The sequence below is a fragment of the Bartonella sp. AP88XZML genome (assembly GCF_042195565.1).
Taxonomy (GTDB): Bacteria; Pseudomonadota; Alphaproteobacteria; order Rhizobiales; family Rhizobiaceae; genus Bartonella.
The window spans coordinates 132,744-157,201 of record NZ_JBHIOQ010000040.1 but is presented as its reverse complement, the minus strand read 5'-3'; the positions used below and the strand labels follow the sequence as shown (position 1 = coordinate 157,201).

Annotated in this window: 13 protein-coding genes and 1 pseudogene; 9 read left to right on the top strand and 5 right to left on the bottom strand. The window is 36.7% G+C overall.

The genetic code is table 11. The features are described 5' to 3' along the window. The first annotated feature begins 829 nt into the window (after nucleotides 1-829). A complete protein-coding gene (locus tag ACFIK2_RS04820; protein ID WP_375617481.1) occupies nucleotides 830-1,735 on the top strand; it encodes a transporter substrate-binding domain-containing protein in 906 nt (301 codons plus the stop codon). A gap of 11 nt (nucleotides 1,736-1,746) precedes the next feature. Here the strand turns inward: ACFIK2_RS04820 and ACFIK2_RS04815 are convergent, their stop codons facing one another. Beyond that, complete coding sequence (locus ACFIK2_RS04815; protein WP_375617482.1) at nucleotides 1,747-3,279, bottom strand: YifB family Mg chelatase-like AAA ATPase; 1,533 nt, start codon at nucleotides 3,277-3,279, stop codon at nucleotides 1,747-1,749. A 407-nt stretch (nucleotides 3,280-3,686) separates the two neighbouring features. On the opposite strand from ACFIK2_RS04815, the gene ACFIK2_RS04810 reads away from it, so the two are divergent. The 3 genes and pseudogenes from ACFIK2_RS04810 to ACFIK2_RS04800 form a co-directional block, all read left to right on the top strand. Continuing rightward, nucleotides 3,687-5,651: an autotransporter assembly complex family protein gene (locus ACFIK2_RS04810; protein ID WP_375633986.1), complete on the top strand. Its 1,965-nt coding sequence runs from the start codon at nucleotides 3,687-3,689 to the stop codon at nucleotides 5,649-5,651. Next, nucleotides 5,651-10,309 carry a translocation/assembly module TamB domain-containing protein gene (locus ACFIK2_RS04805; RefSeq protein WP_375633988.1) on the top strand — a complete coding sequence of 1,553 codons (4,659 nt, stop codon included), beginning with the start codon at nucleotides 5,651-5,653 and terminating at the stop codon, nucleotides 10,307-10,309. Before ACFIK2_RS04810 ends, ACFIK2_RS04805 begins: the two co-directional genes overlap by 1 nt. Nucleotides 10,310-10,764: 455 nt before the next feature. Next, a pseudogene (locus ACFIK2_RS04800) lies at nucleotides 10,765-11,042 on the top strand (Arm DNA-binding domain-containing protein); the annotation flags it as partial. Nucleotides 11,043-12,570: 1,528 nt separating this feature from the next. On the opposite strand, the gene ACFIK2_RS04795 reads toward ACFIK2_RS04800, so the two are convergent. Continuing rightward, nucleotides 12,571-14,337 (bottom strand): ABC transporter ATP-binding protein, encoded by a 1,767-nt coding sequence (locus ACFIK2_RS04795; protein ID WP_375620868.1) that lies wholly within the window; start codon nucleotides 14,335-14,337, stop codon nucleotides 12,571-12,573. Between the two features lie 597 nt (nucleotides 14,338-14,934). Then, nucleotides 14,935-15,453: a translation initiation factor IF-3 gene (gene infC, locus ACFIK2_RS04790; protein WP_375617486.1), complete on the bottom strand. Its 519-nt coding sequence runs from the start codon at nucleotides 15,451-15,453 to the stop codon at nucleotides 14,935-14,937. Between the two features lie 196 nt (nucleotides 15,454-15,649). Here infC and ACFIK2_RS04785 point away from each other — a divergent pair, with 196 nt between their 5' ends. From ACFIK2_RS04785 to dapE, 3 genes are all read left to right on the top strand, one after another. Next, the gene (locus tag ACFIK2_RS04785; protein WP_375633669.1) at nucleotides 15,650-16,429 is read left to right on the top strand and encodes an alpha/beta hydrolase; all 780 of its coding nucleotides are present in this window, start codon (nucleotides 15,650-15,652) and stop codon (nucleotides 16,427-16,429) included. Between the two features lie 31 nt (nucleotides 16,430-16,460). After that, nucleotides 16,461-17,207 carry a M48 family metallopeptidase gene (locus tag ACFIK2_RS04780; protein WP_375676936.1) on the top strand — a complete coding sequence of 249 codons (747 nt, stop codon included), beginning with the start codon at nucleotides 16,461-16,463 and terminating at the stop codon, nucleotides 17,205-17,207. A gap of 222 nt (nucleotides 17,208-17,429) precedes the next feature. Then, complete coding sequence (gene dapE, locus ACFIK2_RS04775) at nucleotides 17,430-18,602, top strand: succinyl-diaminopimelate desuccinylase (protein ID WP_375676935.1); 1,173 nt, start codon at nucleotides 17,430-17,432, stop codon at nucleotides 18,600-18,602. Nucleotides 18,603-20,228: 1,626 nt separating this feature from the next. On the opposite strand, the gene hemW is transcribed toward dapE, so the two are convergent. Together hemW and rdgB are read right to left on the bottom strand one after the other, a co-directional pair. After that, nucleotides 20,229-21,428: a radical SAM family heme chaperone HemW gene (hemW, locus tag ACFIK2_RS04770; RefSeq protein WP_375633670.1), complete on the bottom strand. Its 1,200-nt coding sequence runs from the start codon at nucleotides 21,426-21,428 to the stop codon at nucleotides 20,229-20,231. Continuing rightward, the gene (gene rdgB / locus ACFIK2_RS04765; RefSeq protein WP_375633671.1) at nucleotides 21,425-22,072 is read right to left on the bottom strand and encodes an RdgB/HAM1 family non-canonical purine NTP pyrophosphatase; all 648 of its coding nucleotides are present in this window, start codon (nucleotides 22,070-22,072) and stop codon (nucleotides 21,425-21,427) included. The genes hemW and rdgB overlap by 4 nt, the downstream gene beginning before the upstream one ends. A 514-nt stretch (nucleotides 22,073-22,586) precedes the next feature. Between rdgB and hrcA the strand changes: the two genes are divergently transcribed. Then, nucleotides 22,587-23,657 (top strand): heat-inducible transcriptional repressor HrcA, encoded by a 1,071-nt coding sequence (gene hrcA / locus ACFIK2_RS04760; protein WP_375633672.1) that lies wholly within the window; start codon nucleotides 22,587-22,589, stop codon nucleotides 23,655-23,657. A 124-nt stretch (nucleotides 23,658-23,781) separates the two neighbouring features. Beyond that, on the top strand, nucleotides 23,782-24,444 hold the full coding sequence (grpE, locus tag ACFIK2_RS04755; protein WP_375633673.1) for a nucleotide exchange factor GrpE: 663 nt from the start codon (nucleotides 23,782-23,784) through the stop codon (nucleotides 24,442-24,444). Nucleotides 24,445-24,458 lie beyond the last annotated feature (14 nt).

Genomic DNA, 24,458 nt, shown 5'->3' with positions numbered 1-24,458 from the left:
GTTAGATTGAGGCGAAAATATTATGTATATTGGTTTGTGTCATCTTTAAAATGTGAAAAAAGCTTTATTTGAGGAAAATATAAATGCGTAAATGTAAAAACATGTTTCCACGATCATCTTTATATTCAACTTTACAATTTAAAAAAAACGTCTTACGGTGATGTTTTTGAATAATGAGGGTAATGACGCATTATCTTACGCTTTTGTTTCTTGCATTCTCGTGAGGTTGCATCGCTCATTAAAAACAAAACGCCATTGTACTGTTTATTCACGCGCTTTTTTAAGGAGCATCTCTCAATGTTCCCAAACTCATTTTACAACGATGTTTGAATAGTATAACGCAAAATACCCTGTGAATACTACAAGATTTATGTCCCCCATCTTTCCCATCGTGACAATAAAGTGCAAATCAGAATCATCATTTTATTTTTCAGCTCTTAAATGTTGGTGCAACCTTAATGTTGAGAAAACCCTCGGCATTTGAGGGGTGTTTTTACTCTTTTCTTCAATAGTATCTATATACTTCCCAGGTTGTGATACGCAAGGAAATGGTCTTAATATTTTAAGGTACGCGGGATATTTTGATAAAATAAAGTGTACCACTAAAGTATATACAGCTTATTTCTTATATTAAAAAATTAAATCGCTTTTCTCTAAAATTACTTTTTATATATTCATTTTGGAAAATTAACATCAGAAATCTAAGCATTTTCAATGGTTTCAAAAATAGCAAGAATTTTATTTATTAAACGCCAGATATTTTGGTGAAGTGCGTTAGATAATAGTTAAGAAGTGTTGCATCTTAGTTTTGAAAAATGGGGGAGAGATTTTGAAAATAAAAAAATCTATATATGTGAAACATCTTCAATTGCGTTTACAGTACTTTTTATTCAATAATCCATACAATATTTTTATTCGTATTTTATTTGTAGCAGGGGGGGTTCTATTTTCCTCTTACGCAGAAGCTGAAAGGCTGCCTTCTTTTTTTGATTCGCATGAACATTTGGTACAACCTGATACAACGGATATCTTTCGTTTGCGTTTTGTAACAAGTTTTGATTTTCCTCCTTTTAATTTTATTGATCAATCGGGGTATCTTGCAGGTTATAATATCGATTTATTGCGCGCTATTTGCTCAAAATTAAAATTAGAGAAGCTTTGTGAAATAGAAGTGATTCCTTGGAAAGAGCTTGTAGAACATGTTAAAAATGGTGGTGCAGAAGTCATTATTGCGGGTTTAAAAGAAACAAGTAAAACCCAGCAAGATCTTGTTTTTACAAAGTCATATTTGCGCTTTCCAGCGCGATTTGTTGCTTCTCGACGTTTAAATCTCGATGAGCCAATAAGCGATCAATTGATACATTTAACCAGTGGTGTTTTGTCTAAAAGTGTTCACGAAAAACTCTTTCAACATTATTTTCCTAAAGCCAAATGGCAAGGGTTTAAAAAGAGAGAAGAGCTCTATAAAGCATTACAAGAGCGTAAAATTGACCTTATTTTTGATGATGGATTTGCTTTATCATTATGGTTCAAAAAACAAAAATCTGTTGATTGCTGCCATTTTGTTGGGGGGGCATATATGGCGCCACAGTTATTGGGGCAAGGAATGCAGCTTGCTGTTGCAAAAAAGAATGAAAAATTGGTTGATATACTCAATTATGCGCTGAAATCTCTAGAAGAGGATGGTAAACTTACAGAACTTTATTTGCGTTATTTTCCAATAAGTTTTTATTGATGAGTAGTTTTTTAATTAAGGGCTGTTAATCTTTCTGCGCCTAGTCGATAGGAAATAGCTTCTGCGAGATGATAGCGTGAAAGAGTATCTGATCCGTCAAGATCAGCAATTGTGCGTGCAACTTTGAGAATGCGATGATAAGCGCGTGCAGAGAGGTGCATTTTTTCACTCACATCTCGTAAGAGTATGGTCGCACTTTTATCAGGAATGGCAATCTGTTCTATAATTTTGGCAGGGCAATCGCCATTGGTACGAATATGATCAAACCCCATTGTTGAAAAACGTTTAGCTTGAATGGTACGGCACCGTGCGACGCGTTTGGCAACGTCACAGCTTTTTTCTGATTGTTCTGGTTGCATAAGGTCCATAGCCGTCAAAGCAGGGACATCAATCCGTAAATCAATTCGGTCAAGCAGAGGACCAGAAATACGGGACTGATAATCGATTTGACAGCGTATCCCTTTAGGGCAAACATGGTCTTTTTCGCCTGCCATACCACAACGGCAAGGATTCATTGCGGCAATAAGTTGGAAGCGAGCAGGATAGCTAATATGGTGATTAGCGCGGGCGATAACTGACACCCCACTTTCTAAAGGTTGACGAAGAGAATCAAGAACCTGTGGAGAAAATTCAGGCAATTCATCAAGGAATAACACACCATTATGAGCAAGGGAGACCTCTCCTGGTCGTCCTTTAAGCCCTCCACCAATCATTGCGGCCATGGAAGCAGAATGATGTGGGGAACGAAAGGGGCAATGAAGTGAAATGGTATTATGAACCGTTTCTCCTGTAATAGAAGCAATCAGAGAGACATCTAAAAGCTCACGGCTATCAAGAGGTGGCAAAATGGAAGGTAAGCGTTGCGCTAGCATAGATTTTCCAGCACCAGGGGGACCTACAAACAAAAGGTTATGGCGTCCAGCAGCACAAACTTCTAAGGCACGTTTGGCTGTTTTTTGTCCTTTGATTTCGCAAAGATCTGGAAGTCCAGTTTCGATAGTATATTGGCGCGGTTGTGGACGTTTTTGAATTTGGGTTCCTTTGAAATGGTTGACTATAGTGAGCAGAGTCTCTGGGGCAAGAATATTTATTTCTGCATTTGCCCATGCTGCTTCAGGTCCACATTGGAAGGGACAAATCAGTCCTTTATCGAGTGATAAAGCTGTCATGGCAGCTGGTAAAACACCATTAACAGCGGTAAGTGAACCATCCAGTGATAATTCTCCTAAAATGATATAGTCTTGAGCTACTTCGGGAGGGAGGATTCCCATAGCAAGCATTAAGCCTACAGCGATTGGCAAATCATAATGCGATCCCTCTTTAGGCAAATCAGCTGGTGCAAGATTAATCGTAATTCGTTTAGTAGGCATAGAAAGTCCACAAGCGTGGAGGGCTGCTTGTACACGTTCACGGCTTTCTGCAACTGCCTTATCAGCTAATCCAACAATAGCCATTCCTATTTTACCAGACGAAATCATAACCTGTACATCGACAGGGACTGCTTCTAGACCGCGAAAAGCAACAGTTGTAATACGTGCGATCATTTATTTATTTTCCCCTTTAGACTTGGTAGAGACAATCATATCTATTTATAAAAATCAAGAAGCATCTCTATAGCTTTTTTTATAGAGAGAACTATATACGTGGGCAGTTTTTTAGCATTCCCATGGAAAGTCATTTGTACAAATTTAACCATGATGATATGGGACGCAATAAAACATTTATAATAAGCTAAATAAATATGTTAAGAAAAAAAGAATGAGGCTGTTCGTGTTATACAACAGTGCAGAATTTTATGAAAATATAAGGGGAGGATAACGTTATGTATCGCAGAGTGTTATTTGATGTGATAAAACGTGTAAAATGTGCAAAGTAATTATATTTACCTTTCTTATTTTTATATTATTTAAAGCGTAGTAGATGCAAAGTGTATTATAAGGTATCTGATTTTATGGTATACCAGACAAGAATTTTGTTAAAATCAGGGACTGTGCGCTGTGTATTTATAGGCTTGTGTTTTGCTTTTTCTTTTCCACAGCCACTTGCTGCATTTGATTTTTTCGGCATCCCTCTTTTTGGTCAAAAGAAAACAAATTCTTCTTCACATTATGCCAAAAGTACAGAGAAATTTTATAAAGTTGATGTTGTTGCACCGCCAGGTGCACCATTAGAAGGTATAAAAATAGTTAAATCTGTTTCTTCTCTTGTTGCTGATAAAGAGAAAGCATCCGCCAGTTCTTCTGGTTTGCTCGCCAAGGCGCGTTCAGATTATCGAGCAATTCTTTCTGCTCTTTATGCTGATGGACGCTATGGTGGTGTTATTAGTATTAAAATTAATGGCTTAGAAGTCGCTGATTTAAGTCCGGTAACTCAACTTCCAGCACGGTCTAATATTGTTATTACAATTAATGCTGGTCCACAATATGTTTTTAGTATTGCAAATATTGATAAAGTAGCTCCGTTTGAAAAACGTAAAGCGCATAAAATGCCCACAATTGAAGAATTGGGCTATAAAGTTGGGGCTATTGCTAAATCTGAAACCATTTTGAAAGCAGAAAAATGGGCGATAGAAGGATGGCGGCAACAAGGTTATGCTAAAGCTAAAATTATGAAGAGTGAGGTCGTGGCTGACCATGCTGCGTTGCGTGTTGAAGGACGGATTGTTGTTGCTCCTGGACAAAAGGCTTATTATGGTCCTTTAAGTGTGCGTAATATAAGTAAGAAACCACGTGTAGATTCAGCTTATATCGCGTGGATGACCGGATTGAAACCAGGGCAGATATACGATTCTGATGCGTTAGCTAAGGCAAATGAACGTCTTGCGCGCCTTGGTGTTTTTCGTGCTATCAATATACGTGAGGCTGATACTATTAATCTAGATGGTAGTTTACCGCTTGCACTTGTTGTACAAGAACGTAAACCGCGTCGTTTTGGTGTAGGCGGTAGCTATTCAACTTTAGACGGTGCTGGTTTTGAGACTTATTGGATGCATAACAATCTTTTTGGTCATGCAGAGACTCTTAAAATTGAAACAAAAATAAGTGGTGTTGGTAGCAATAAAAAGCAATCATATAATTTTAAAAATTTTGATTATCTTTTCGGTGGCACATTTATAAAGCCCGGTGTACTCACGCCAGATACAGATTTCAGGTCAGAATTAAAAATACAACAAGATGTTTTAGAAAATTATACGACAAAAGCCATCAAAGGAAAATTAGGTATTACGCATATTTTTAATGGTAATCTATCGGGACAGGCTGCTGTAGAAGTTTCAAATGGTTATTCACGCGATATCTATTTTGGGAGCCGTAATTTTACAACAATCGGTTTCCCTAGCGGTTTGATTTACGATAGTCGTAATAATAAGTTTAATGCAACAAAAGGTTTATATGGTGAAGTTTTCATTGAGCCTTTTTATGAGATGCGTTTTAGCAACTTTGTTGCAAAAGTAACAGCAGAAGGTCGTTCTTATTGGGCGTTGGATGAAGGGGATCGTTTTGTTGTTGCTGCGCGGGCAAAGCTTGGTACAATTCTTGGGAATGATACAGCACAAGTACCCGCAAATACGCTTTTTTTTGCTGGTGGTGGGGGCTCTGTTCGTGGTTATGCTTACCGTAATATTGGTATCAAAACAGAAAATGATGGGGTTGTTGGTGGACGGGCGCTTATTGAGGGGTCAGCAGAATTGCGTGTTTCTTTAAATGATAAAATAGGGTTTGTCAGTTTTCTTGATGGAGGTTTAGTAGGGGAAAAGGCGAATTTTGATTTTTCTCAAAAAATTAAATGGGGAGCCGGTATAGGAGGTCGTTATATGACGGGTCTTGGTCCTTTACGCGTTGATTTAGCCTTTCCTTTAAAGAGAGAGAAGGGTGACCCTCGCATTGGTTTTTATGTAGGTATAGGGCAAGCATTTTAATGAAAAAAGGTGTACGTTTATCAGCTTTCTTCTTTGTATTTTTGTTTTTTTGGGTGGGTGGTTTTGTTTTTGCGCAAAGAGGAGACATTCTTCCCTCTAGCGAAATGAAAACAGATGATCGCTCATGGTTTGTTTCTTTAATTGAACGAAAGCTTTCAACACCTAATCGTCAAGTTCGTTTACACAATATGCAAGGGACACTGTCTTCTCAAACATCAATTGATACTATTACTGTCAGTGATAAAAAAGGGATTTGGCTTAAAATTACCAATGCTAAAATGGATTGGAATCGTCTAGCGTTGCTGAGAGGGCGGATGGATATTAACCAGCTTTCGGCAGAACAGGTTACATTTTTACGCAAACCGCAAGGCAATTCTTCTTTTGTTTCTTCCCTTGAGACGGGTAAGTTCTCTTTACCAAAATTGCCGCTTGCTCTTTCTATCAATACGCTTACAGCTCAACATGTGACATTTGAACAGAATCTTTTTGGTTTTTCTGCTGATATGTCCTTAAAAGGCAATTTCACCTTGGCTGGTGGTAATTTTGATGTCGATATAGCGGCGCATCGTTTAGATGCACCGGGTTCTTTTTCTGTTCTCACCAAGATATCTGATAGTAATCGTACAGCTCAAATTGATATTTCTGCTAACGAACCACAAAATGGTATTTTGGCGAATATTTTTAACATTGAACAACGTCCAGCATTAAGTCTCGTCGTGAAAGGTGATGGTACTTTTGATGATTTGGTTATCAAACTTTCTTTAGAGTCCGATCATCATTCTATTTTAGATGGTAATGTTATTCTTGCAAGTGTTCCAGAAGGACAGAGTTTTTCTACGAAATTAGAGGGAACACTGAGCCCTTTAATACCTGTTCAATATCGTAGTCTCTTCGAATCTGATATAACATTAAAAGCAAAGGCAAGAAGAACAAAAGAAGGTGTGACACACCTTGATCAGATGGTTATTCAGAACAAAGCAATGAATGTTATAGCCAATGCTGAAATAACCGCCGATGGATTCTTGCGACGGCTTTTTGTTGATGGCAAAATGGCTCTTGATAACGAAAAGGAGTCTGTTCATTTACCTATATCAGAAGTGCCAAAACCTGCGAATACTCTTGCTTTGAACATTGACTATGGTCGCGAAGGTCAACAATCTTGGAATGGGCGGTTGGTTGTAAATCATTTAAGCAATAAAAATATTTATATTCGCGATGCAATTTTTGATATGGGAGGAGTAAGCGAAAATCTTGATAATGCAGCTTCTCGTCATGTTGGTGTTCAGGTTAAAGGGACGCTTCAAGGGGTTAAAAAGATTAAGGGAGCGTTAGTAGAAAATTTAAGCCAAGCGGTTCATGTGCATTTAGATACGGATATTGTTTCGAACAAACCAATTTTGATTCATGATCTGAGTGTTACGGCTCAGAGTTTTTCTTCTTGGTTAAAAGGGACAATGGAGAATTTTGTTTTTAAAGGCGATCTCGGTTTAAAAGCTCAAACATTAACTCCTTTGGAAGTGTTCAGTAAACAATCACTTTCTGGTAGTGCAGATATTAAAGCCAAAGGAACGATCAATTTATTGAGTGGCATTTTTGATCTCCAATTATCAGGAATGGCTGACGATATGAAAATAGGCGTGCAGTCTTTTGATCGTTTATTCAAAGGAAACATCACTCTTTCAGGTGGTGCTACTCGAAATACGAAGGGTTTCATTTTTCGTCATTTTAATTTGAAAAATCAATATACAAACATAAAGGCTAATGGTTATTTTTCAGATGAAAGCGCTAAAATGGATCTATCTGCTGAAATATCTGATTTGTCCAAATTAGATCCAAAGATAAGCGGTGCGCTTACGATTGAAAGTACGGCGAGAGGGCGCAATAGCCATATAAAACTAAATACACGTGCCCATATTGCTGAAGCATTAATCGTAGGGAAGAAACTTCAAAACACAACATTTAACATAGATGTACTTGTAGATAATACAGCACCAGTTACTGCTTTAACGGGGGGGATAAAAGGTGAAGGAATTTTTGCTAAGAAACCTTTGCATTTATCGGCCTCTTTTAAAGATTCTCATAAAATTCGAAAACTTGAAAATATCGATATTAGAGGGGGAAGTGCAAAAATAACGGGTGATCTTTCTCAACAACTTGGCGGTTTTTTGAAAGGAGCGCTGCATATTGATGCCGATGATATTTCCGTACTTTCAGCGTTATTTTTGCAGGATGGTAGTGGAAAAGTAAAAGGAGATTTTATTTTTGATGAACAAAATGGCAGACAAAAAACCAATGTGAAGGCGCATGTTAACCATTTGAATTTTTCCAAGAATAAAATAAAAAAATTGGCAATAGATGCTGACATATTCGACCCTTTTGGCATGACTCAGTTTGAAGGAGTTATCAATGCAGAACATATTCAAACACCTTTGGTAATGGTCAATCGTTTAAATGCTCACGCCGATAGGAATAATGGACAAACGGTTTTTACTGTCCAAGCGATGTTGCATGATACTCTCAATGCACGGCTTTCTGGTCGTTTAATGGTTGAGGAACTTCCAGAAAGTATAAAACGAGAAGTGCAAATTGAAGCTGTGGACTTAAAACAACACACTTTTCATGCAACATTGCCGAAGCCATCTATAATTTCTTTTGATAAAGATGGAATGACAATCAATGAATTAGGAATTGCAATAAATGGGGGCAACATCATCTTAGCAGGAAATATTCAAGATACCCTGAATTTACAACTTACAATGAATGCCCTTCCTGCTACTTTAGTCAATTTGTGGAAATCCGATCTTGGAGCAGCAGGGAGTGTAACAGGGCAGGTTATGATTCGTGGTCATTTAAAAAAACCTGATATAACTTACGATATAAAAGGTGAGGGACTGACAACCGTTGCTTTTCAAGATAAAAAAATTATGCCTTTTTCTTTTTCTGCTACGGGAAACACTGTAGATCAAAATCTTACTTTGAATGCAAATTTAACAGGAGAAGGAATACAAGCACAAGCTCAGGGGCGTGTATCTCTAGAGAAAAATGCGCTTGATCTTCATATTAATTTGCAAAATTTATCTGCACGTTTGGCGAATGGTTTTATTGCAGGACAAGCGCTTGATGGGACAGTAATAGGTAAAGTTGATATTGATGGAACAATGAAGGATCCATCTGCTCATTTTGAGCTTTCTAGTCAAAATTTAACCGCTATGACGCATAAAGGACCGATGTCAATCAATATAAATGCTCGTGGTTCTTATAAAAAATCGACATTTCATATTGAAAATATGATAGCTACTGGAGATAAAGGATTAGATCTTTCCATCCATGGGCCTTTATCTCTTAATGGTTCAGAGGCAAAATTAAACGTTAAAGGGATAATGCCTCTTGATTTTGTTAATCTCTTATTAGCTAAGCGTGGTGCACATATAACGGGTACAGCAAGAATTGATACAGCTCTTAATGGGTCATTATCAAAGCCACAATTGATAGGAAATATTTCTATAGGCGACGGTAGCTTTTTTGATTCACAAACAAATGTAGGATTGAATGATATAACGATTGAAGGCAAATTGAAAGGTGATCATATCCTTATAGAAAAAGCTTCAGCTTCTTCGTTTGAGGGGGGAGGAATTTCTGCTTCAGGTCGTATCTCTAATGGTCTAGAGACAGATTTGATATTTCATCTTGATAATGCCAATTATAATGATGGTTCTATGATTCTGGCAACATTATCAGGTGAGATGACAATGACAGGTCATTTTTTAAATAGTCTTGTTCTTGGTGGTGATATCATCGTTGAAAAAGCTGAAGTTTTTGTTCCTGATCATTTTAAAAGTGCCAAGTTTCTTGATGTTAGAAATAAGAATTTAACTAAATCGATTCAAACAACACTTGAACGTGCTGATGTTAAGAACACGAACAAAAGCAAAAGCCGTATAGTTACACAAGAATCTTCATCTGTCGTGCTATCAAATATGCGTATTACAGCACGCAATCAATTTTTTGTACGCGGAAAAGGCTTAGATGCTGAACTGGGAGGACGCATTAATCTAGCAGGTCCATTGAATGATGTGCATCCAGTTGGTGAATTTAGAATGATTCGTGGACGTTTTGATATCCTGTCGCAACGTCTTAATTTTGATCAAGGACAAGCGAGTTTTAGTGGTAATCTTAATCCTACGGTTTATTTTGTAACCAACAATAACAGTGGTGATATTCGCGTCACTGTAACTGTAAGTGGGACGGTTGATAATCTTGATATTAATTTTTCATCACAACCAAATTTGCCTCAGGATGAGATTTTGGCGCGTTTGATTTTTAATCGCTCTCTTAATGAATTATCACCATTTCAGATTGCTCAACTTGCAGCAGCAGCGGCTGATCTTGCAGGTAGTTCTAATACATCTTTGTTGAATACTTTACGAACTAAAATTGGACTTGATGATCTTGATGTTATCGTTAATGAGAAGGGGAATACAGGCTTACGTATTGGACGCTACATACACAATAATATTTATTTGGGCTTTGAAGCAGGGTCTGATGGAACGACGAAAGGGACAATTAATTTAGATATTTCGCGTCATCTCAAAGCTAAAGGTGCCATAGGAAATGAACAAAATTCTAGTATAGGTCTCTTTTATGAAAGAGATTATTAAAGATTGAATTTAAAAAAACAATTTCTTCGTTTTTTGTCTCTCATTTCTAAATCTGAGGAAGAAGAGATAGACTAGAAATCCTATAAAAGAAGAAGCTTTTTGTTGAGGCGTGAAGAGATATATCTGAAATATTCGATTTTTTGTTTATGCTATTCTCTAAAGGGAAAAAATCTTCACGAAAGATAGTATGTTATTTTGCTGCTATATATTTATTTTAGAGAAATACCTTACCTTGTTTTCAAGCCCATATCGTGCTGTTGCCTAAAGAATGGAGTGTGTGCAATATATTGATTTATAAAGATAATTTATTGTTATTCAACTTGAATTAGAACTTTGAATATTATATGATTCTCTCATTACTAATCTCTTTCGTATTGAATCAATCAAAACCATTCGGCTTGCATGCTACAAGCGGAGAATTCTGTGTGGATAAAACTATTAAGAAATGACTAAAAATGCCTCTTATGAATCATCTCGAGAACTAAGAGCTGTCGCAACATTAGGGACTGGCAGAATAGTGTGAATGGTGCCGGCTTGTTACTCCATAAGCGTAAAGATAGGGCAGCTTAATGGATTTATCATTATACAATTCACGGACGTTATCGCGAAATGGGCTTGGGGAAGACTTTGAGAGAGATTTCTTTAAAACAAGCACGTGAATTTGCAACACAATGGCATTCTGTTTTTATGTGAAGGACATGATTCCATTAAAGAACGTGATAAACAAAAGCGTTAAGCGGAGAATTCATAAGACATCGATTTTATTGTCAAACGCATTTAAAGCAATATTTTTTAATAATAAAAATTACCTATTATTTTAGATTTTTGTTTATTGTGTCTTGAATGAGATCACTTTTCTTATAACGAATAGCTCCGCGAACAGAATACTCCAAAATATAACATTATTGTATTGCAAGTTTATGTACTTGTTTTAAAGCAACATTTCTCAGTGTGCGCTTGAGTCTATTTCATAAGATTGCTTGTGAAATGGTATAAAGTACCTCTTATGAATGGTATAAAATCCACACTACCGTTATTAATAAAGGTATAAGTATTTACTAAAGCTATAAGCCGGCATTATCATTCTATTTTTCAGCTTCTCATGTTGCTGACAATCTTTTCACTTGAAAGTGTAGAGGTATTTTTATTGCTTATCTTAAGAGTTTTTATGCATATACCAATATCTCTTATGACGTACAACAAGCGCTTTTGATTGATTCATCATAAATATAAAGAAAATTTGCAATAAGCAAATTACATCTTATCTTTTGTTTAAGATGTAAAATAACAAATTATGATTATAAATCAAAGTATTAAAATGTATATTAAAAGATATTTTTGTAAAAATATTTATCAGAGTTATATGTCGTATTTTTCTATTTTAGCGGTTAAAAGAAAGAGGAATGTCATTTTGCTTTTCATCTGTTTTTTTGCATATTGAAATTATAGCCTTATATAAGCACTAACGTTGTGCATTTATAAACTCTTCAAGCAGTTAAAGTATTGGAGGAATATCATTTTAGTTTCTAAATGTAGAAAAAACAGCAAAGCTTGCTTTAAAGCAAGCTACAACAGTAAAAAAGTTTTATAATAAAACCTCTCTTATTTTTTCAATGTTTTTCTTTTAAACGGAGTGTATCTATAATTTGCAACACAATTTATAATTGTTAGCTTATTCTGTTGTACCATAAAAGACCGACATTTGAGGTGTGGTGATATAAGGTATGTAAGCCTTTTTGACACAGTATTCTGAAAGCACGTGGTGAATATTTAGGGTAAGCCTTGTATAAGTGAATCACATAAGTTGTTATCAAGTGGAATGAGCTCAATAAAAATCTAGATTGTTTACAGATCAGATTGGGTAGAGTCTTTGTCCTTTAAAAGTTGTGTGGAGAAAAAAATTATCAGTGCAGGGATAAACACGGATAAAGGTTGTATTGATCCAGATTCATTATCATCCGCGATAATTTTTTCAAACCTTGATGCTCTCTCTTTCAGGATTCACAACACTTATGAATGTTTCAACACTTATTTGAGGAAGGGAAGGGGTTTTTGAAATTTCATGGTTAAAGTCAATTGCATTCAACAAAATAGCGAGTAAAGTTTTCATTTAAATCCAAGAAGTTTATTTTCAATAAACCATAAATTCTTCGCAAACTTTGATTAAAGTAATGCTTTTTCTTGGTAACAAGTCTTTTTTATAAATGGAGCATTACCTTCTATCCATTTTTTATTTCAAATTTTATTTAAGGATCTAGAAATTAGGAGGTATGTTTTTTGAACTGGATATTATGAAGTTTTTTATAAAACCCATGTTCTTTTGCTAGCAATTCTTTTTGAGTACCTTGTTCAATTAGTTGTCCATTTTGTATGACCACAATTTTATGAGCACGAGCAATCGTTGAAAGGCGATGAGCAATAATGATCGTTGTGCGTCCTTTAGTAAGGTGATGAATAGCTTCATTAATTTGTGCTTCGGTGTGTGAATCGAGCGCACTCGTTGCTTCATCAAGAATCAGAATTTCACTATCGTGAATCATTGCTCTAGCGATAGCGAGTCGTTGTTTTTGCCCTCCTGAAAGATTACAGCCATTATCACCTATCTGTGTATCATAACCATTTGGCAAACTCATAATAAAGTCATGAGCATTTGCTGCTTTTGCTGCTTCGATAATTTCGTCATCACTAGCTCCTTCTTTTCCAAGTCCGATATTATATTTAACAGTTCCTTGAAAGAGAAAAGTATCCTGTCCTACATAGGCCATCAGGTTTCTCAGAGAGCGAAATGTTGTGTAGCGAATGTCTTGATCATTAATCAATATGCGTCCTTTTGTGGGGTCATAGAGGCGCATAATAAGGTTGATAAGGGTTGATTTTCCCGAACCGGATGGTCCCACCAATGCTGTCATTTTTCCGGCTTCTATTTCTAGGTTGATGTCTTTCAATATCATTTTGTTATTAGTGTATGCAAAAGAAACATGTTCGAAACGAATAGTTCCTTGCGTTTTATTCAGATCTTTAGCTTCTTTATGTTCTACAACTGTAAGGGGACAATCGAGTATTTCAAACATCGTACGGATATTGACCAAGCCAGATTCAATTTTAACACGTACATTTGCTAGTCTTTTTGCGGGTTCATAAGCTAAAAGTAAAGCAACAATAAAGGACATAAATTCACCTTGAACACCTGCGCGTTGGGTTGCAAGATAACCGGAAAAACAAATAATACCTGCAATGGCAACACCCGTGAGTGTTTCCATAATTGGATTGGTAATAGCTTCGAGTGTTGCAATACTGTTTGTTTGTTTTTCAACATCACAAATGGCTTTGTCCATCCGTTTTTTCATGACTTCTTCTAGTGAAAAGGCCTTGATGATTCGAATACCAACAGCCGTTTCCTGTACGATTTTGATAATTTCACCAAGTGAAAGGAGCTCTTTTTCCATCAAGCTGCGAACGCGTTTTAAAGCCATTCGAACGCCTAAAAAAGCTAGTGGTCCTACGATTAAAGTAATGGAGATTAACACAAAGTTTTGAATGAACATGACAAGCAACAGACCACTAACGGAAAGCAAATCACGTACAAAAGTTGTGATAATAGTATCAATTATATTACGTACGGCTGTCGCATTATGAGTTACACGAACAAGAAGATCAGATGAAGTGTTATTATGATAAAAAGAGACTCCTTGTTCCATAAGTCGTGCAAAAATTTTACGCTGTTGTTCAGCAATGATACTATTGCCTGCTTTGTTTAGAAAGTAAGTTTGGAAAAAAGTTGCAACTCCTTTGAGAATAAAGATAAAAGCAATGAAGCTAGAAATCAAAACAATCATAGGAAAATTTTGTGCATCAATAATCTGATTAACAACATCCCGCATAATCCATGCACTGGTTGCTGTGGTACAAGAAATGATGATCATTGAGAAGATAGCCGCACTATACCAACGCATATGTTTACGAAAATTTTCTCGCAAAAGGCGGATAATAAGATGTTTGTCAAAAGAGGAAATTTGTTTTTTAGCCATGAAGAGCTTCTATATTCTCTCATTATTTTATGCAAGATTGAAACACTCTTAATTAAGAAGCCCCTTAATCTTTTTTACAAAAATAGCTTTTTCTTTCAAGGTTCATCACATCAATTTCACGATGGTGAGAGTGAAGAATGTAGTGCAAAGTTTCTGTGAAAGGTATAACGAAAATTCGTTGTTCATCATTATTTTTAGTTTTCAATAAAAGGTACCGGCAAGTTTCACTATTGTATTTACCAATTTCCATATTGTGATAGTCTTTGGCACTTGAAATAGTTCACAAAAAACATTTCTGCTTTTTTGATAATTTTTATGTATCATCTCCATTTGTGATGTGTAAGCAAACAATTTTGCCGCATTGCATGATACAGAGAGCTTGAAATAAGAAGACCTTACGATGTTTGAGTTTTCTCATTTAATATGCAAAATAATGAATTCTTCTTATAAATCGATCAAGCATTATTAAACTCTTAAAAGGATTTATACACATTTATAAAACCTTAAAAGCACCACAAAAACTCTATGTGGTGCTTCTAAATAATACTATACACATCATTTTGATGAATTGCATGCGAATATTATTCCAATGCAAAACTATTTAGGTGCTATCACCATCATCATTTGCCGGCCTTCAAGCTTTGGCTCCAATTCGATTTTGGCAATTTCACTTGTATCTTCTTTCACACGCTGAAGAAGCTTTAATCCAAGATCTTGGTGAGCCATCTCACGACCACGAAAACGCAAAGTAATCTTTACTTTATCACCATGATCAATAAAGCGATGAACAGCCTTGAGTTTGACTCCATAATCATGGACATCAACATTTGGGCGCATCTTAATCTCTTTGATTTCGATGACTTTTTGCTTCTTACGTGTTTCAGCAGCTTTTTTTTGGGTTTGATATTTTAATTTTCCCAAATCGATGATTTTACATACAGGTGGCTCCGCATTTGGTACAATTTCAACCAAATCAAGTCCCGCATCTGCAGCCATAGCAAGAGCTTCTTGTATCGAAACAACTCCCTGATGTTGTCCCTCATCATTGATAAGCTGAACATGAGGTACCCGAATATCCTGATTTGAACGTGGTCCGTCTTTTTGGGTAGGTGTCATTTTAAACGGTTTACGAATGGTTTATGCTCCTTAAATTTTGATTCAACTACAGTTAATTTAATATACAATTATGTACCTAAAAACAACTATAATTCGTGTTATTTTCATTATTTGATTTATTACTTTTTGGGATGATTTAGATTATAAAAGTTTTTCTCTTAATTTAAAGAAATTATTTTATGGAGGATAAAGAATCATGGATCAAAATATTCCTTGTCAGTTTTTTTCATTTGAGAACACCGCACTTGCAGTACGCTATCGCAAGGGGCGCCAATCTCCAGGTTTGGTTTGGCTTCCTGGCTATCAATCCGATATGTTAGGAAGTAAGGCAACGTTAGTTGATCAGTTTGCTCAGAAGAATGATTTGTCTTGTTTACGTTTTGATTATTCTGGACATGGAGAATCTGAAGGTGATTTTTTTCAAGGAACAATTTCGCGTTGGGTTAAGGAAAGTTTAGCGACTTTTGAAACCTATTGTGAGGGTCCACAAATTTTGATTGGTTCCTCTATGGGTGGGTGGATTGCGCTAAGGCTTGCTATGATGCTAGCACAGAAAAATAAGAAGCTTGCTGGCATGGTATTGATTGCTCCAGCACCTGATTTTACACAAACATTGGTGGAACCAAAATTAGGCCCAGAAGAATGGAAGATTTTGGAGGAGAAAGGCTATATTGAACGACCTGCAGTTGATGATACAGAGCCAATGCCCTTTACAAAAACATTGATTGAAGATGGGCGCGAAAATTGTGTTATGAAAGGATGCATTGATGTTGGGTGTCCAGTCCATATTCTACAAGGGATGGAAGATGAAGATATTCCCTATCAGCATACATTGACTTTACTTGATCATTTACCTCTCCATGATGTAACATTGACACTTGTTCGTGATGCAGATCATCGCTTTTCTCGTCCACAAGATTTAGATTGCCTTGAAACAGTATTGAGATCTTTTATTAATCAGATTAATGCAAAGTAAGGGGTACATTTATTGATGAAGATAAAAATATATGAGCATTTCTAAACAGCATTTTATTTTTTCTGAGCGCTCTGTACCTGTACGGGTGCGGGAAAATAAGTATGCGCACCGTCTTACCTTACGTATTGATGCCAGAAGTCAGGAGATTTGTGTAACAACACCACCAGCAATAAATCTCTATGCGGTTGAAAATTTTATTGAAAAGCATCGATCTTGGATTGAGGCACGTCTTGCTCATGTACAAATCTCTCATAAAAATGCTTATCTCAAAGAGGGGGCGACAATTCCCTTATTGGGTGTTTCTCATACCATAAAACATAGAGAGGGACGTGGAGTAACAGAAATCATTACAGCAGATGCGGAGCAAGGGCCTGAAATTATTGTTTATGGTCAATTAGAATATCTTCCAAGACGCATTGCTGACGTTTTAAAAAAACAAGCGGCGCTTATTATAACGCCTTTGGTGGCACATTATGCTCATCAGGTAGAGCGTAAAGTCAAATCCATTTGTTATAAAGATACGAGAAGTCGTTGGGGCTCTTGTTCAATAGATAAGCGTCTTTCTTTTTCTTGGCGCCTTATTATGGCGCCAAAAGAAGTTGTGGAATATGTTGTTGCCCATGAAGTTGCTCATCTTGTTGAAATGAATCATGGGCCAAGATTTTGGGCTCTTTGTGAAGAGCTATGTCCTGATAGTAAAACATATCGTGCTTGGTTGAAAGAAAATGCTCCTAGACTGCATGCAATTAATTTTGATTCATATAATTTAGAGGCGTAAAAAACTTTCAAATGAAGGCAATATTTAACGGAACTTTTTGTTGAGTGTTTTGTTGTGTGTGTGCTTGCTCATGTATAATGAGGAAGCCATTGAAGCTCTCAGCACGATTGTTCTCCCCTGCTTGGTTTGCTGAGTGTCTTCAATGTTTTTACTTTATCTTTTTTGTAATTCAGCGTAATAACCCTAAGTTCCGATGACTTATAAAAAATGGGAAGGTTTTTTATGTCTGTTCTTACAGATCCACTTCAGCTATTACAGGCACTTATTCGTTGTCCTTCTGTTACACCTCATGAAGCAGGGGCGTTATCAACTTTGGAACAATTTTTGAAAAAAATGGGATTTCATGTCGAGCGCCCTATTTTTACGGATAAAAATACAGACAATGTTGAAAATCTTTATGCAAAAATGGGAAGTGAAGGACCCCATCTTATGTTTGCGGGTCATACGGATGTCGTACCGCCAGGTGCATTGGAAGATTGGACTTATCCACCTTTTGAAGCTGTCATAGATCAAGGAAAATTATATGGGCGGGGTGCTGTTGATATGAAGGGTGGAATCGCTTGTTTTATTGCGGCTCTAGCGCGAGTTTTTGAGAAACGACCCATTAAAGGAAGGGTAAGCCTTTTAATTACTGGTGATGAAGAGGGGCCTGCTGTTAATGGTACGGTAAAACTTCTCAAATGGGCAGAAAAAAAAGGTGAAAAATGGACTGCGGCTCTTGTGGGGGAACCAACAAGCGTAAAGACTGTTGGTGATATTATCAAAATTGGTCGCCGCGGATCGATTTCTGGTATTATTACCGTGAAGGGTCGCCAAGGTCATGTTGCTTTTCCAGAGCGGGCTGCTAATCCCTTGCCTTTGGCAAGTAAGCTTATTCAAGCATTGACACAAACTGCTTTAGATAAAGGGACAGAGAATTTTCAACCTAGTAATCTAGAGCTAACAAGCATCGATACCGGTAATTTAACAGTCAATATTATCCCAGCGCAGACAACAGTTCGTTTTAATATACGCTACAATGATCTTTGGACAAAAGAAACACTGGTGGAGGAAATTGAAAAGCGTCTTGCTTTGGTGCAATCAAAAAACAATGGTAACCAATATCCCTCTTATCAGCTTGAATGGATTCCAAGTTTAGGGGATGTTTTTTTAACCAAAAATGATAAACTTATTCAAACTTTATCCAATGCTATTAAAAGTGTAACAGGGAATATACCAGAATGTTCCACTTCAGGTGGTAGTTCGGATGCGCGATTTATTAAGGATTATTGCCCAGTGGTTGAATTCGGCTTACCAGGGCAAACGATGCATATGGTAGATGAGTGTGTGTCCCTTGATGCAGTGGAAACGCTTACTACTATTTATGAGCGTTTTATTATTGATTTTTTTTCATAAAGAAAAGATTGCTGGTTCAAAAATACTTTTATCTTGTTGTGCCATAAGATATTACCATTTAAGGTATGGTGATACGAGTTCCGTAAAACTTAATATATTAAGTGGTTTTAGAGTAAGTGATGAATATTCTTAAGTTGGGATTCTTGTCTGTAGAATCTTTAGTTAATTGAATTACATAATTGGAAAGCCAAAAGAGGACTGCTTGAAGAAGCAGAACTATTTAGACCATATTAGATTGAAAATATTCGTTCTTTAAGGTGTAGAAAGGCAGTGCAATCATATATGGAAAACAATGAATATTATATCATCATTGTGTAGTGACAGGTTGAAGCCATGAAGACACACAAAAACATGTTGCTATTGTAAAAAGTTTGTACAACATAAATGCGCTCATTCACAGCTCATGTTTTAATATGGTTTCTGAGCTCTCACAAAAGGTACCTCTTATTTCAATTAGACTCTCTTAGAATAAAGACTATAGGAAAAGCGCTTTAAGTTTATTTTATTTCATATATTTTGCTCTGCTTTTTTTGTCCCCAAGAACTTCCGTTGCAATATCATTACGAGATAGAAGGTGAGCTTATTTAATCAGCTTTAATATTGGTTATGATAAAGGTACACAGAAATTCTTTTGTAGCATCACGTTGACTTCTTTAGCCAAGGATTGTCCTAGTATTATTCTCAATTTTTTAATAAAATAACCTTAAAGGACGCGTATAGATACTCATAAGCATGTACGCATACAAGTGAAATTATATGGGATTAATGTCATTTCGCTCGCTAACAAAGCAATCTCGATTCATATTTGGTATATTTGCCATTTGAGTGCATTATTTGTGTAATAAAGCTCATGATGTTGCTGTTATCTATAAATCAACACCAATCATACAGCCGCGTATCTCAAATAAATATTGGTTCAGTATTTTTTTTGCGACAACAGCTTTTATATGCCAGAATAGGATAAAAGTATTGTGTATATCTATTTTTTATAATCTCTGAAACAGACATACAACCACAACCTGATTGAGGGAAAATATAAAAGGTATAAAGGTGAAAATCAGCGTGCTTTTTTACTCTCCTTTTTTATTCGGCTTTACGGTTTTCAAAAGTAACTAGAGTAATATCTTTTTAAATAATCAGAGACTGATGCATGGCTTCATGCTTATTTCTCTGGTTCTTTAAATGGTGCCACGATTTCATAAAGAACAATACATTATCGTATTATGCATTCACATACTTGTTTTAAAGAAATTTTCTCAATGTTTATCACATTTATGCCACTACGGTGCTTATGAATAGTGTAGTATAAAATTTTCCGTGAAGCGTATAAAGTCTACAGTGCCTCCTCATCTTTATGTTTATGAAAAATAAAGTTAGAGCACCATACATTTTCTAGCTCAAAATATTGCAATAGCTTTTAGCATTTAAGAGTGTTCATCAGAGGCCTTTTTACTCCTTTTTATAGTTTTTATCCACATGCTTCTCCCTTTTTAAGGTGTAAGCAAATGGCGGTAACTAGCTTGCTATAAATAGTTTTGAAATGAGAGAATCTCACGATATTCTAATCTCACCTTTGCTGTGAAAAATGATAATTATGATTAAAATAAGTATGTTGTTATAAAAACTTTAGTTTGCGAGTTGGCTGATGATGTGATCAAGAACAATACGTCCTTTGGTTGTTGCTTTTAAGCGTTGGTTATCCACCATTTCTATCAATTCTTGGTGTTGTAAATCGATCAGTTTTTCCATTGGAATGCGTTTAGGGCTTAAGGTTTCATAGCGTATAAGTTCTAAGCCTTCGCAAAGGCGTAATCCCATAAGGAGCATTTCATTTGCCTGTTGTTCAGTGGTTAAATGTTCTGTTTCAATACAGCCATGTCCTGTTGTTTCTACCAAATTAAGCCACTGTTCGGGATGCTTTTCATTTATTGTGACATAACGTTCGCGGTTTTCAAGGTGTGATGACAATGTTTTTGAACAGAAATAGGAATGATTCGGTGTATGCTCAATGAAACGTCCATGTGCTCCTGGACCAAAGCCTGCATATTGGTGATAACGCCAATAAAGAAGATTGTGTGCTGATTCGGCACCGGGCATTGCATGGTTTGAGATTTCATAGGCAGGAAGTCCATTTAGTGCCGTTATTTCTTGAGTAAGATGATACAGATCTGTTGCTAGCTCTGATGGGGGAAGGATAAGTCTTCCTGCATCATGAAGCCGTTTAAAGGCAGTTCCTTCTTCGATTGTCAATTGATAAAGAGAAAGATGGTCCGCTGCTAAATCAATTGCTTGTACAAGTTCAGATTTCCATTGTTCAAGGGTTTGTTCGGGACGGGCATAAATGAGATCAAAGGATAAACGTGGAAAAATTTTCCGTGCTAAAGTAATGGCGCAAAGAGCTTGTTCCACATTATGGAGTCGGCCAAGTTTGCGCAATGCTTTATCATTGAGCGCTTGTATTCCTAGAGATAAGCGATTAACACCTGCCGCACGGTATCCACGAAAGCGCTCTGCTTCCACACTGGATGGATTGGCTTCTAATGTAATTTCAACTTTATCATCGACTACCCATTTTTTTGCAAGTGCTTGCAATAGGGCATCGACAGTCTGTGGCTCCATAAGAGAAGGGGTTCCTCCACCAATAAAAATACTTGTAATATGGCGTGGGCCTATTTTGTGGTATTGCGTTTCTATTTCGCGCTTAAAGGCGGTGACAAAACGTGGTTGATCAACACCATGGATGCGAACATGCGAATTAAAGTCACAATAAGGACATTTAGCTGCACAAAAGGGCCAATGAATGTAAATGCCGAAAGGTTCATTCATGAGAATGCTAAAAGGTTTTCTGCCAAAAGTTTGAAAGCACGTGCGCGATGCGAAAGAGGGAGAAGATCATTACGTTTCCAGTTGTGTTTTTGCTCTGTTGACATTTCTCCAAAGGTATTTTCATATCCATCGGGTAAAAAAATAGGATCAAAACCAAAGCCTTTGTCTCCCCGTGGAGGCCAAATGAACGTTCCTTCAACGCATCCGCGGAAGTAATCTGCATGAGCATCAGGCCATGCAATGCAAATGATGGATATAAAACGGCATTTCCGTTGACTTTTTTCTCGTGCTCCGACTTTTTGGAGTTCATTTTCTATTTTTTTCATAGCTTTTGGAAAATTACGTGTACCATCGGCTTGAATTGCCCAATCAGCGGTATAAACGCCTGGCGCACCCTCCAATGCATCTACCTCTAAGCCTGAATCATCAGAGAGTGCAGGAAGTCCTGTTTTTTTTGCTGCTGAAAAAGCTTTAATATAAGCATTTTCTTCAAATGTTTTTCCCGTTTCTTTTGGTTCTGGCAAGCCCAGTTCTTTTGCCGATTGTATTATTAAACCGAAAGGCGTAATTAAAGTAGTGATTTCATGCAATTTTCCGGTGTTATGTGTAGCAATGACAAGTTTTTTATCTGCTATGCTTCTCATATAGATTTCTCCAAAAATGAAAGGGGAATTATTTTTGTGCTAAAAACCGGTTTAAATGCTCATACACACACATTCTGCTTGATTTTACATGATATGATTATTTTACACGTTTTATGATATTTTATTCCAATAAAAATTTTTATCTTGCACGAAGATAATCTTGCAAAGATAAGAAAGACATGTCTTTTTTATGATAGCATTTTATGGTAAATTTCCAATTTTCTGCTTGCTCTAAAGGGTGAAATTTTCTATTTACAGCGGTTTTTAATCAATCTAGATTTTCTTGACAAGTCCCTACAGCAGACCACTTTACAGATCAACTCTTAATCTTAAATATTTCTCACACACTCTAACAAAAAATATTTCCCGCGTAATTTATCAAGCATCACTCTGAAAGGTAGCATTTTACAGCTCAATAGGATAATATGTTTTTATACTACTTTAGACTATTTGACCAAACCTTGGCAAAACTTATATAAGAGATGAGGATTTTAGAAGTAGTGAAACAATTGTGATGAAGCACAAAACTATTGATAATGAACTAAAATATCTTGATGAACGTTCGCGTGATATTTTTCGCCATATTGTTGAAGCTTATCTTAATGATGGTGAACCTGTAGGATCACGTAATCTTTCGCGGCTTTTACAACAGACATTATCGCCTGCGACGATTCGCAATGTGATGAGTGATCTTGAACATCTCGGTTTGATTTATGCACCACATGTTTCTGCGGGTCGAATGCCAACACAATCAGGTTTACGCTTTTTTGTTGATGCATTTATGGAAGCGGGTGATTTGCCAAACGAAGAGCGAGAAAATATTGAAATGCAAGTCAAAGAGGCTGGTCATGCACAATCGGTTGAACATTTTCTTGTTCAAGCAAGCCGAGTTCTTTCAGATCTTTCACGTGGGGCAGGGCTTGTTTTAGCAACAAAACAAGAAGGAACATTGAAACATATTGAATTTGTGCGCCTTGATAGGGAGCACGCTCTTGCCGTTTTGGTGACTCAACAAGGTGAAGTTGAAAATCGTATTGTTCATTTACCAGAAGGGGTTACTCATGCACAATTGACGGAAGCAATGAATTTTCTCAATGCCCATATCCAAGGGCGTACATTGAGTGAAGCTAAAGGGGAAATTGCCCGCTTATGCGCAGAAACACGGGCTGCACTTGATGATTTATCGCATCATCTTGTTGAAACGGGATTAGCTCTTTGGGGAGGAGAAGGTGCTGATCATAAAATACACCTCATTGTTCGCGGGCGTAGCAATTTACTTGAAGATGTGAAAGCAGAAGAAGATTTAGAACGATTACGCCATTTGTTTGATGATCTTGAAACGCGTGAGAGTATGGCACAGCTTCTCGATTTAACGGATGAAGGTTCTGGGGTTAGAATTTTTATTGGTTCAGAAAATAAGTTATTTTCACTTTCTGGTTCTTCTTTAGTTGTAGCACCTTATCGTGATTCACAACAAAGAGTCATTGGTGCTTTAGGTGTTATTGGTCCTACACGGCTTAATTATGCAAGGATCGTGCCCATGGTTGATTATACAGCTCAACTTGTGTCACAGTTATTGCGTTAAAACGATGCAAGTAAGTATTTGTACTATAAAAGCTCATTGTATTATATACATCGATACCCCTTGATTTTTGTCTGTAGAATTTCGATATCGAGAATAACGAATCTTATGAAGGAATAAAATTTTTATGTCTGATGAAAAAAACAAATTTACTGACGCTTCATTTGAAAATTGTGATTTAAAAAATCCAGCTGATCGTAATACACTTAAACAGGCAGCCGATGAATTTTTAAAAACACATAAAACAGAGGAACACGAAGTCGTTGAAACTGAAAGCAATGAGATTAGTGATCTTTTAGCCTCTTTGCAGGATGAAAATAAAGAATTGAAAGATCAACTTTTACGTCTTGTTGCAGATATGGAAAATCTTCGACGCCGTACTATGCGAGATGTGGCGGATGCAAAGGCTTATTCCATTGCTAATTTTGCACGGGATATGTTATCGGTTTCTGACAATCTCAATCGTGCTTTGGAAGCTATTCCAGAAGGTGCACGGGAGAGTGATGCTGGTTTGAAATCATTGGCAGAAGGCGTTGAAATGACTGAACGTGCCATGATGGCAGCATTAGAACGTCATGGGGTGCAAAAAATTCATCCAGAGGGGCAAAAATTTGATCCTCACTTTCATCAAGCGATGTTTGAAATTCCCAATGCTGATGTTCCAGATAATACTGTTCAACAAGTGGTTCAGGCAGGTTATATTATCGGGGAAAGGGTGCTGCGTCCAGCTATAGTGGGTGTAGCTAAAGGAGGAGCAAAAGAAGCTTCTGTTGAAGCTGATTCGGATTAAAACACATCAATAAT